This is a genomic window from Schlesneria paludicola DSM 18645, from assembly GCF_000255655.1.
Lineage (GTDB): Bacteria > Planctomycetota > Planctomycetia > Planctomycetales > Planctomycetaceae > Schlesneria > Schlesneria paludicola.
The window spans coordinates 1051329-1064524 of the sequence record NZ_JH636435.1; the positions used below are offsets into that span (position 1 = coordinate 1051329).

At 55.2% G+C, this 13196-nt stretch carries 3 protein-coding genes; 1 reads left to right on the top strand and 2 read right to left on the bottom strand.

Features of this window, described 5'->3' with window-relative positions:
* The first annotated feature begins 266 nt into the window (after positions 1–266).
* Complete coding sequence (locus OSO_RS0121865) at positions 267–2792, top strand: leucine-rich repeat domain-containing protein (protein ID WP_010585256.1); 2526 nt, start codon at positions 267–269, stop codon at positions 2790–2792.
* 71 nt (positions 2793–2863) lie between these two features.
* Here OSO_RS0121865 and OSO_RS0121870 read toward each other — a convergent pair whose 3' ends face one another.
* The gene (locus OSO_RS0121870; protein WP_010585257.1) at positions 2864–7858 is read right to left on the bottom strand and encodes a WD40 domain-containing protein; all 4995 of its coding nucleotides are present in this window, start codon (positions 7856–7858) and stop codon (positions 2864–2866) included.
* A 145-nt stretch (positions 7859–8003) separates the two neighbouring features.
* A partial coding sequence (locus OSO_RS51355; protein WP_010585258.1) for a beta strand repeat-containing protein occupies positions 8004–13196 on the bottom strand: 5193 nt, incomplete at its 5' end.

Here is a 13196-nt window from a genome sequence, read left to right on the forward strand (position 1 = left end):
GATGGGGACGATGAGTCGAATAATTCGAAATCAATGGCTGCTTTGCGAAGCTTCCGCACCGAATCTCCTCACCTCTGGTATTCTTGCTTCAACGATCGCCTGAAGATGTTCGGGCAGCGTGATTTTTTCAGGCCGCGTCAGAGGAACATTCGATTTACCCTTCACGAACGCTTCAAATCTTTATCTTCACGCTCTGCATTGCGGGAATTGCTGCGATATGTGTTGCACATGCAGAAGATGTTGATACGCCGCATCGATCCTCTTCAGTGATTCTCGGGCCAGAAGGTTCTCAAGTATTCGTTCGAGAGACCGCGGGGATTCGACACGCCGATGTCGGCCTTCAATTGCAATTGGGTCCCGAACCGGAACTGCAATTCACCAGGAAGGCCGGGGACTCTCCCTATCTCTATGTGACTACGCCGGGGCAACAGGCGAAGCTGGTCGGTGTGAAGATTCCAACGAAGTATTCCGAGGATGATGAATCATGGACGGATCCGTTGTCAACTTTATCTGACGCAGAGATCAATGGCTTGTGGGGGCTCGAGCTCAATTTCTGGTCCGATGAAATCGCTAAAAGGCTCAGCCACATCAATGGCAAGCGAACATGCGTCACGATCAACGACGGAGTGTTGAGCACATTTGACAAACAAGAGCAACGCCCGACTGATGCTCGACTGCCGCCATTACCTTACGACATTGAAGACCTTGTTATTGCCTCATCAATGCAACACGGATTCAAGGACTTCGCATCACTTCGACACCTGACAAAGCTTCGCTCGCTCATGGTGCGAGACGCGGACTTTGATTGTGAAGCGCTGTCAAAGTCGTTCGACATTCGCGCTCTCCTATTTTCGAATTGCACTTTGATAAACGGCAATAGCCTAAAGTCGTTGCTCCATGTCCAAGTCCTGAACATCGACTTTTGCCAGGAACTGACAGATCTGTCGTTCTTACCATCAATGGTGCGATTGGAATCGCTCAGTGTTGCTTACACCCCCGTCATCACCTGCCCTGCGGCTGGTCTCAATGAGCTGAAAACGCTCAACATCTCTGGAACGGCTATCTCAGACCTCAGTCCGCTCAATGGTCTTCCCAAACTTGAACGTATTGACGCACGGCTTTCTTCACTTACGAAATTGCCGCAAACGCTTCCCAAGCTGAAATTCTTTAATTCGATTGCCTCGGAACTGACGGAATCCGAAGTTTCCGAATTCAGAAAACGCAATCCTGCGTGTGAAATGCTCAATGGATGGAATCACTCATTTCAAATGTTGCTGACACCCGCAACGCGACTACGTATTCGGGTGCGAGGACCGCTTAAAGGCGGAGAACCTATAGGAATCGCCCTGCTTGAACTGCGAGACAAACCTGAGCTCAAGCAATTGATCTCGAACATTCGTCTTACCGAGACAGATCGAGGTGCCGCGTGTTTTTGCTTTGGAAGCGTCGTACTGGATTTCTTCACTGACGAAAGTCACATCGCAAAAATCAGTGTGCACCACGGAAGTCACCTACGATGGGGCGCGGTATGGCCCGGTGATGCCAATCTGACACGAGAATCGCGTGAATTTCTTGTCGCCTGGCTGGCGGACCGAAATGTGTGGGAACCACATCGGGATCTTAGGGACGCTGAAAAGCAAGATCGGGAAGCCGATACAGACGCCGATCTGATCCGCGCAAGCTTACCATCCTCGCTGGCCAAGGCACTTGATTTTGCGGATGGCGTCGCTTCAATCCACGATACTTTTCAGGCCACACTCAAGAAAGAATTTCCAAAGGAAGTCAGCCAGATCGAGATCCTGTTGCGAATGCTCGGAACGGGCAACACGCGCTGGGATTCACCAGGCTTCTTTCGTGCAGTCGCGCGCGAGCAACTTCGGACCTACCATCATAGTGATCTGCAGTTGGCTGTTGGAAATGCGTTCGACGGCCCTGACCGGCAGATGCGACGTGGCGCCGCGCGACTCTGGAAGGATGCCGACATTTCGAAAGAACAATGGGGATCGAAGCGTCAACCTGAATGGAACCGCATGACGGTTCAGATCGAACAGGAAGCACGATCTTCCTCCGTAAGAATCGAGGCCCTGGAGGACCTTTTGAGTTGGAAAAAGGACTTCACGGATGATGAGTTTCAGCGACGTCTGGACACTGGACTTCACGATCCCGAACATCAAGTACGACGACAAGCCATGCTGATCGCCGGTCGAGCTCAAAATCAGGAATCGATCAGTCTGCTAATGACGATCTTAAAAGGTGGTACGATTGAGACATGGGCACTTCCCGAAGCACCGCCAAATGAATCCTCGAATCTGGGGAAATACTTTGAAGTTATCGCCCCAGACTGTTCCGATGCAGAGGTCGCGGGACTCGCATTGGCTTATTTGCGGCATCAACCGGCAAAGGCGTTGATTGAATCGGCGAATCCTCAAACCGGCATGCACCAACTTTCCATGGCGTTACTTGGAGACGAGCATCAACTGAAACATGAACACTTTGAGCCGGAAAACAACAACGATGCGTTACGTCTTGCCGCATTTGAGGCCGCAATTCGCTCCAGGGGGCGTTATCACCTGCAGTCGGCGATTCTGGTCCGTGCGAAATCTTCACAAGACGAACAACTAATCGCGACGAAATTGAACGACATGCTCCGCGCCGAAAACGCACCTGGAATTGATTCTCTTCCACAAGCTCCAAACGTGGGTGCGTTGTGGCAGTGGTACCATCGATTCGGTGCCGAGTATCTTAAGAGATTTGATAATCTCCCCGAAGCTAAAACGGGCGACTTGAAGTGACCACGCTTAGATAGAAGTCGATAAAATTTTCGATTTCGAGGTGCAACACCAATTCGAGTCTTCGATTCGAATTACTGACTGCTACCGCCAGCGGCGACGGATGGAGTATCGTTCCAGTTGCGTGAGAGCCAGATGACGGCCGTCCCATCTCGGCTGCCGGTGAGGATCTGGTGGCCATCGGGCGAGAATGCCACGCTGGTCACTTCTTCAGTGTGACGGCTAAGGGTCAGGATTTCTTTGCCAGTTTTGGCGTCCCACAGTTTTGCGGCTTGATCCTGACCACCGGTGATGATTCGCATGGAATCGGGTGAGAAATTGACCGAAGTCACCGAAGCTGTGTGACCTGAGAGCGTCAGTAGTTGCTCAGCGGTCTCAACATTCCAGACACGTGCTGTATTGTCTTCACTTCCCGTGACGATCCAGCGGCCGTCTTTGGAAAAGTCCACGCACACGACGGCCCACTCGTGCCCTTTGAACTCGCGAATTAACTCACCCGACTTTGCATTCCACAATCGAGCCGTTTTGTCACTGGATGTTGTGACAATGTAATCACCGTTCGGAGAGAACATGCCCGATCGGACACGATCGCCGTGTCCTTCCAGGGCACGGACAACGGTTCCCGATTCAACGTCCCAAAGTTTGGCCGTACCATCGTCACTGGCAGTGAGAATGAAGTTTCCGTCGGGTGAAAAGACGGCCGTATTAATCAGGCTTGTATGGCCATTTTCGAGCTTGCGAATCGAGTGCCCCGTCCGCGCATCCCAGATCTTGGCGGTATTATCCCAACTACCGGTGACGACCAGATCTCCCTCGGGTGAGAACTGCGCAGATGCGACAGCACCGTGTGGACTGAAGCTCATCTTTTCCCGGCCTGACTTGGCGTCCCATAGCCGGACATCGCTGCCACCGACCGTGAGGACGTCGTCCGTTCCTGGCAGAAATGCCGTTGACCATAGCAAACCACCTCGACGTTTCAGGTCGACAAGTGGTCCCAGCGTTCCGCCTGGTTGTGGCGAACGAATTTCGCTTCCGGTTTCCAGATCCCAAAGTCGAACCGTACGTTCGTCGGAATTCGCGGCGAGTAAGCGTTTACCATCCACCGACACACTGATTGAAAACACTTCTCGCCCGAATGGTCCTAGTGTGCGAATGACCTTCGCGCTGTCCGTATTCCAGATTCGAATCAAGCCATCCGCACAACTGGTGACGACCGAATTGCCTCCCGGGACCGCATGCATGGTAAGAATGCTATCGGGGTGTTTGAGAATCAAATCGGGAATTTCTCTCTTCGAGGCCACATTCCATTGCCCGACCGTATTGTCGCTACTTGCCGTCAATAGACGTGAACCATCGGCGAGAAAGATCAGAGACGAAATGCGTCGAGTGTGGCCATCCAGGCTCGCCACGACTTGACCGTCTGCAACATCCCACAACTTGACGTGTCCTTTTGTGTCCCCGGTCGCCAGCAAGCGATCATCAATCGAAAACGCAACGCTTGTTACTTCCGTGTTGTGCGCCTCGAGCTTTTTCAGTCGGATTCCGGTTGACGCATCCCAAATCTGAGCCGACTTGTCGTCGGCCCCCGTTGCGATCAATTTTGCATCGTGCGAGATGGCTGCCGCGGCGCTGCGGCCACTGCGATCCAGGCGCAGAAGCTGTCCTCCGGTGCTGACATCCCAGATGCGTGCCGTATTGTCGACTGCCGCCGTCAGCAACCTTCGACCGTTGGGAAAGAAGATCGCGCTTGACGCCAAAAAGGAATGACCTTCGGCCAACGTCAAACCCGCCTCACCCGTTTTTGCATTCCAGGTGCGAGCCGTTCGATCACGACTGGCAGTGACGATCTGCTGCTGGTCTCGCGAATAAGTCGCAGCCAGAACGGCATCTGAGTGTCCTTCGAGGACACGTCCCTGGAGTGTGCGGATCTCTTCGTAACCGGGGATGCTCCATTCGCGAACCGTGTTGTCATGCGCGGCCGACAGAACGAACTGACTGCCTGAGGCAAATGACACCGCTTTGACACGGCCGCCGTGTCCACGAAATGTTTTCAATGGCTGATTCGTATCAAAAACCCAGACACGTACAGTGTTATCGAAGCTTCCGCTCAGCAGCAAACTTCCATCAGCCGAAAAGGCGATCGAGCGGACCGCGTCGGCGTGCCCGTCGAAGGCACGAACAGGAGCATTCGCGACGGTCGCTCCGTCAGTGAGATTCTTAAAGTCGACGGGTCGGATTTCTTCCGGTTTCCACACCAGAATTCGACGGTCATAGCCGGCCGAAACGGCATGCTTGCCATCTGGAGAGAAGACGGCACAAAAAACCGGTCCATGATGGCCCGTGAATGCGGGCGAGCGTTTTTCGGTTGCGACATCCCACACGATCGAAGTTCCATCATGGCCCGCGGTGATCACTCGTCGTTCGTCCGCAGAGAACGCGGCCGACCAGACCCACCACGTATGCCCCGAGAATTTTCGGATCTCGTGCCCCGTCTCGATGTCCCACATCCGTGCCGTTTTATCATAGGAACTGGTGAGCAATCGCGAGCCATCTTTTGAATAACTGACGCTCAGCACTTCGTCATCATGCCCCTTAATGACTTTCAGTCGCTTTCCCGAAGCGATCTCCCAGATTTGAATAAAACCCTCTCGATCGTTCCCGCCTGTCGCCAGGAATCGTCCATCAGGCGAAATCGCGACCGAGTTGACGTATTCACCGCCATGCTTCAGCGAATGAAGAACTCGACCAGTTTCGCGATCCCAAATCAAGGCGGTTCCGTCCCAGCCCCCAGTCGCGAATCGCTTCCCATCATGATCGACGGCAAGCGACTCGAGCGGCGAATGGGCATCGAACGCACGAATGCTCTGCGAGCAGAGATGCATCAAGCGCCCCCATTCCCAATTTCTCAATTCGGGCTTGCAGGTGCTTAAGGTCGTCCGTGCCACGTCGAAGGCATTCTTGTCGATCAGCGACGCAGCCAGACCAATTTTGGAAATGTAGGCTTCGTACTCTTCCTGCAGCTTTGCCGCTTCGGCTTTGGTGCGTTCAACGACTGCGACTTCCTCGGCAGCGATCGCCGCGTTCTTGGCTTTCTCTTCGAGCTTTTGCGCCTCTTCGGCCTTCAATTGATGGGCAACGGCCACTTTTTCGGCCGCAATGGCCTGGACCTTGGCCTTCTTTTCTTGCTCTGCTGCCACCATCGCCTTGGACTTCTCGGCGAGCGCGACCTTCTCGGCATTGGTCGCCCGGATTGCTTCGGCAACGGCCTTCTGTTGTTCGGCTCGAATCCAGATCGCGGATCCGGTCGCAATCACGAGCACTGATGCGACGAGTCCAATCGCGAGCCGCTTGAGACGCGTGAGGCGCTTTTGGCGTGCCACACGTTCAGCCTGCGCGGCGACTAATTCGTGCCAAAGCGACACGTGTTCTGGATCAGTCTGGTTCAGTAGCGAGAGACCGAGATCATAATCGCCTTTACGTTTCGCACTTTCCGCGTAGGCCAGTCGCGCAACCGAAATCCCGCCAGCGGCACGTTTGTTTCCCGACCACAACTCGTACGCTTCTTGATAACCGAAAAGTGCTCGCGAGTACTTCTGGTAATCATCTTTCTCTTTCGCGTCTTTCAAATCTTCATCGGCATGCGTCGAGAGCAACACACTTTCCAGATGCGATTGATATTCACGAATGGCCAACTGCATCTCTTTCACGGTCTGATATCGATCCGTGACTTCGGTTGCCATCGCCTTGAGTGCAATGTCCACCAGCTCGCCCGTCTTTTCCGTGGGAGCGATGACATTGCTCGCAGCGGCCACCAGGCACTTCATCGCCGTTTTTTCAATATGCGGCGGGTGCCCGGTCACAATCTCGTACAAGATCGCGCCCAGCAGATAGATGTCGCTGGCAGGGCCAATCTTTTCGATCGGACCAGTTGCCATTTCGGGAGCCATGTACGCCGGCGTGCCCCCCATGGACTTGGAACTGGAGATGCTTCGCGATTTTCGATAGCCCCCTAACGGATGTGCGAGCCCCCAGTCCATCACCAGAACTTCACCAAACTCACCCAGCATGATGTTTTCTGGTTTGAGATCTCGATGAACGATCCCGCGTGCGTGTGCGAACCCCACTGCATCGGCGGTACGCATTAGGATGTCCAGATTCTCACTGAGCGACTTCTTCGCAATCACTTTTAGCCAGGGCGTCCCCTGAACCTTCTTCATCGAGTAGAAGAGTTGCCCCTTCGAGTTTGTCCCGACGTCATAGATTGGAACGATATTGGGATGATCGAGATCGCCCGTGACCACGGCTTCGGCAAGGAATTTCGCATTGCGTTTGTCGTTTTGCGCCGCCTCGCCCTTGATCATTTTCAGGGCTACATTGCGGTCGATCGACGTTTGCCGCGCGTCGTAAACGATCCCCATCCCACCGACGCCCAAGACGGAGATCAGCTCATATTCCGGCTGAATCTTGTGATCGATATCGACCGCAAGTTCCGCCGAATCGACCAGCAATCGAGTCTTGATCACCAGCGACTGATTAGCGGTATCACCGGACGTTGTATCACTCGTATCCGATTTCGATCCCACAGACGCTTTGGGCTGGGTAGCCCCACGTCCCGAGACGCTCGACTTGGTTCCAGAGGCTCCGGCGGAGGTCCTTGAAGCCGTCATATCGCGACCAACATCACTGGTGTGAGTGCTGGAATCTTCGTCCGTCAACAAGGTCTTCGAGTATCCGCCGTCGCCCACCTCTGCGGAATCGACGATTGATCCATCATCGTCCATCTGGATCGTTTTGGTCTCGTCAGGAATCACGATTGTACGAGATTCTTCAGAGATCTGTTCGTCGGGCATCTGAAACGTCTGCGAACTTTCGGATGAGGATTCATAATCGACGATCGTCTTGTCGCTCTCTTCCGCGATCGCGTTGTGGGAGACTGAGCCTTGTGACAGTTGTAGGGTAGCGAGCACAGACGGAGCGGCCTGGGTCAGGCTCGTGCCACACCTGGCGCAAACTCCCACAGCCAAGTCCTGGCTGAGAATCTGACGATGGCATCGCGGACAGTTCAACATTCTCACGCTCCGTGCAGCCGTCCACCTGCTGTGTCCGTCCGCATCCTTCACATCGTCGTTCGTTGTCGATCGTCGTCAGAATTGAATTTGCTCGAGGCTGCGGATCGAATCGACACGTCACCGCAATTGTGGACATTTACCATACTCAATTCGAGTAATTCATGTACTTCCGGATCAGTCGTGCTGCACGGCTGAAATAGGTCGAGGGCGACGCAGCTTCCCGATCGTTCCCGTTGCGACGCATCCCAAGCATTGTCGCCGTAGCACCAGCGACCGCCGCCCCTGAGAAGGTATTCGTCTCATGCCCCAAAGACGATTGCTGTTCTTCTGGCTGATGTTCATCGTACGGCACCCCATCATCCAACCCGCCATCGTCACCGCGAGTCATGCTTTCAACGACTCGTTCGGCCCGTTTCCAGGCTCGTTGTGCGACAACAGACGACCAACCATTCCAGGCTGTGGCAGGCTGATCACCTTCGTCTTGGTTCATCAGCGGTGATATGATTTCTGCTGAATGAGAGGCATCAAGTAGGCTTGGCGATTCAGGCATCTGCTCGAGCTGCGCCGCACCGTTTTCGTCAGGTTCCGGCTCTGGCTTCGCCCCGGGTTTCTCGGCCTCGCCTTGTCCCGCCGGCAATTTTGATTTCGTGGATGACGGCGGCCGATAGCTCTCATCATTGCTGTTAACGATCTTGCCTTGCCGAACTTCAAATTCAAGCAAGAGTCGTTGCCGCTCTTCCCCGGGTTCCTGCAATTGGAACCGGTAGTTGCCATCGGGCAATTTTCTAATGATCTCTAATGAATCATCAAGGACGGATTCGTCCAGAATGATTCGCTGCTGAATCTGTCCATCCGGTGACAGGACTTCGACGACAACTTGACGCTCAGACGCGACACGCTCTTCCGTTCGAATCGCATCGAGCCTCAACGACGAGACGTCGTTGAGTGGGGTCCCCGATGTCTGCAGCCGATCGACAAACTTTGGTGCGTCCGGAATCGTTAGATAGGCCACTGGAGGGGTCAGATCGACGACATAGGCGGCCAAACCTGTTCCAGGAATCGTCGCGAACGAGGACGCGACCGCTGTATCCAAACTCGCACCGCTCGCCAACACTTTGACGCTAGGATCTTGCACGACCTGAACTTTGATTTCGATGGGTGCCGACGGATTCGTCTTGTCCGGATTGGAAGTGTACAAATGCTGCAATGAGACGTGCCCGGGATCATCGAATTGAAATGTCTCGACAGTTCCGTCGCCCCAGTCGACCGTGACTGTGAAATTGTGTTCGCCAGGACGACCATAATCGAACGACACGCTGCCTTCACCCACAGCGGTCAACGGCGGTGTTTGCACATTCGTAATTAAAGGTGGCGCTCCTGCAATCGCTCCAGTCCCCGTCTGCACGACGACGTTGGGCCCAAAGCTCACCAGATGCTGCGCGTTCAGCGTGATTAAGCCTGTGCCGCCCACTTTGATCTCTGGAGGCAAACCGGCGTCGAAGATCAGAATGTCGTGACCGGCCAGAACCGTTACGCTGCCATTTCCACCGTTCGCCGTCACCGAGCCCTGGATCACAACGTCGGCGGCAGCACCTGATGCCTGCAGATTGATATTGCCACCGAACGTCTGGATCGGCCCCGTAACCATCAGACTTCCGCCGGAGGTCACGACGATATTCCCGCCAGTATGAGTGAGATCGCCCACCGCGATGCCACTCACTTCAGAGAATAAAGAACCGTCGGCTGACACCGTTCCGACCGTAAGCGGACCTGTACTATGGATCGAGACACTGCCCCCGAGTGGATTCGCGATTGCGATAACGCCGAACTGATTGGCTTCGCTCAGGGTGATGCTGCCTGTCCCGGCGTTGCTGATCCCCAGAGCCCCGGCCGTAATCGTATCACCGCCATTTTGAGTCACACCGCCGATCGCATTCGAAATTCGGACCGTTCCCGACCCCGCCGAGATGTCATCATCGATCGTGATCGATCCGCCCGAACGAACGGTGATGTCGCCGTTACTCGTCGCAATTCCGATCACCCCGCCGAAATATGCACCGTCGCTCGCCACGGCGCCGACCGTGATTCCGTTGGTGCTTTCGAATTTAATTGCACCTCCAGGTGCGGTATTGCTTGCCGCGAAGACACTCGCCGTGTTCGCGGCGGTCAAGATGACATCGCCCGTTCCCGCATTGATCGCCCCTAAAGACGAGGACGTAATTGCAGCGGTACTGGACTGATTGATTCCCCCGGTGGTTGTCGCCAGGCGAACAGTTCCACCTCCCGCATTGACCGCCTGCAGCAGATTGATCATTCCTCCTGCAGTCAGCGTAATATTCCCAGAACTGCTTGAGGTATCCAGGCCATTGATGCCCGCAATAGACGTAACATTCACGCCACCCGTCGTCGCAAATCGGATGTTTCCATTCGCGGCCCGAATCGCGACGTTGCCAATGTTCGAAGTCCCGCTGGAAAAGTCTACGGCGTCTCCTGCAGTGATCGCGAGACTGTTCACGCGAATGCCCCCTGCTGTCGCCATCACCGTACCGCTGCTGGTCAAAACGAGCGTGCTTACGGGAGACGGACCGTTCAGATCGACATCGCTGGAAACGGTGATCGCACCGCTGCTCCCATTCCCCAGAACAATTGTACCGGCGGAGATATGATTCAGCTCGGCATTTGAGAGCCCAAGGGTCGCAGTTCCACCGCTAATGACATCTGCCCCACCGAGATCGATCAGTGTGCCATTCGTTCGCTGGAGCAGAGAAACGGTGGACGTTCCGGCGTTGATCGATCCATCCAATGACATGCTGTCGGACACGAAACTCAACTGCTGATTGTTGACGCTGACCGCCCCACCCGATGCTACGACAATTCCAAATCCGTCTGCGCCACTGCCACCAATTCCGGTCACCGAGACGGTGCCACCTGCTGTCGCGCTGGCAGTTCCCGCGACGAAAACTCCATAGTTCGTCGTTTGCCCCGTGCCACCGATTCCGAAAATCGTGACATTACCTGCAGCAGAGGTCACCAGTCCGCCGGCACCAACACTGACACCAGTGTGCGAACTGGTTGTCGCGTCATCTCCCGCGCGTCCCATCAAACTGATGTTTCCGGCCCCTGTCGCGCGCAGTGTTGCGGCGCCAATCGAGATCCCACCGTAGTCACCAGAGCTGCTGACACCCCGATCGGCATCAAACGTCAGGTCACCGTCAGCGACGCTGATCATCGCGGGACCGTTGACGACGATATTCCTGGCTCCGGTACCGCCGTTTCCGCTGACGATGATCGAACCATTTCCAGTCGTCGACATGTCGGCACTGATCGCGACTGTTCGGTCTGCGTTGAGTGCCAGGATCAAACCACTGTCTGCCGTGATCGCACCATTGATGGCAATATCGCTGGTCGATCCCACCGCTGACAACGTGAGATTCTGGTGTGCACTTGTGGTCGCGTTGAGAACGATTGACCCCGCCGACGTCTGAATGCTTGTTGGCCCCCCCGTGATCCCAAGAGTATCCGTTGCCGCATTGCCAATCGTAACGTTGCCGGTACTCGTCAATGTCATGCCATTCAGGATCACGCTGGAACTCAGCGTCGCGCTGCCAACGGTCACGTTCTGATCCAGTTCCAGCGTTCCCGCGCCAACGGCCTGAGTCAGGCTCGCCAGCGCGTTTGTTCCTCCGATCACATTCGTAAACCGCTTTGCACCGGTGCCGACCAGATCAAGCGATTGGGCGTTCGATGCAGCTCCATTCACCGTCCCACCCAATGTCACCGCCCCCGAACCACCGATAGTGGCGTCATTCAACAGCGTCACGTTGCCAGCCAGGCTCGCCGCATTCGTCGCATCGGAATTGATGAGTGCCCCAATTCCACCGATTCCCGAGCCACTGATCGATAGCGACTCGACGCCGATTGTCTGTCCGTTCAGATCCAACACCGCACCACTGGCAACAGTTGTCCCTGTTGTCGTCGCCCCCAGCGCGCTTGAATTTGCCAGGACAACGGTTCCCGTACTGACAAACGTCGTCCCGCTGTAAGTGTTGGCTCCAGCCAATCGCAACGATCCCGTTCCGGCCTTGATCAGATTTCCGGTTCCACTGATCACGCCAGAAACTGTCATATCTGTTGCGTCGCCAATGGTCAGCGAGGTCCCCAGAATTTGCACGAACGTTCCCGCGACAGCAGACAGCGAATCAAACGTAACTGCAGCGCCGCTGGTAATGGTGATCGTATTTGTTCCCAGAACGTTCACCGCCTCGTGATAAGTTCCGGCGTTCACGATGATCTGGCTGTTTGTGGTCGACGACGCGAGCGCTTCGGCCATTGAGGCGAATGCATTCACACCATAAATGGCAGGTTGATTGAGCAGTGCTCCCAAGTCGCCATCGAGAATCACAACTCCCGGCGTCAGACTTGTCCAGGCGGTGTTCGAAACGTAGACAATACTGGGTGTGCTAGCCTCAATGAGCACGACATCGTTCCCATCACCTCCGTTAAAGAAGATCTTGAACGAATGAGTTCCCACAGTCAGCGTCGCACCATCCGTCGGTAGCGTGCTGCCATTGATTGTCGTCTTGTTCGTCGTGCCGGCGTGATTAATGAGGGTCAACAGTTGATTGATCAGCGGTGCCGACAAGTCTTTCGTATTCACGACGCTCAATGTCGAGTTACTTAGATCCAGATTCCCGCGGACCGTGATCTGGCTAAAGTCCGTACCCGGAATTGTCCAGCCGCTGTTGACCGTGAACTGAATCGTGCCGCTGGACACCAGATCCCCTGTGATCGTCATCACGCCCGGCGCGAACGTGCCGAGATTTGAGACATTGCCCGTGATTGTTCCTGATCCGCTGAGGATTCCACTGACCTCGATATTGACGTCGCTCTTAACGGATCCATTTAACTGCAGCGTTCCGAATGTGATCGTGGTCGGCCCCGCATACGTATTTGCCCCAGAGAGGGTCAGCGTTCCCGATCCGACTTTGACGAGACTTCCGCTTCCGCTGATGACGCTGGCCACCGTCGTGCTGGTGGCATCGCCAACCGTCAGAGACGTGCCCTGGATTTGGACGAATGTCCCCGTGATCGCCGACAGCGAATCGAGAGTCACCGCGGCCCCAGATGTGATCGTCAGCGTATGCGTACCCGTCAGACTGATCGCTTCGTGATACGTGCCCGCATTCACAATGATCTGCCCGCTGGACGTCGACGCGGCTAACGCCTCCGTGACCGAGCCAAACGCATTCACGCCGTAAATCGCAGGCTGATTCAGAGGTGTCCCCAAATCGCCGTCCGCAATCACGGTCCCCAGCGTCAACCCCGTCCACGCGCTGTT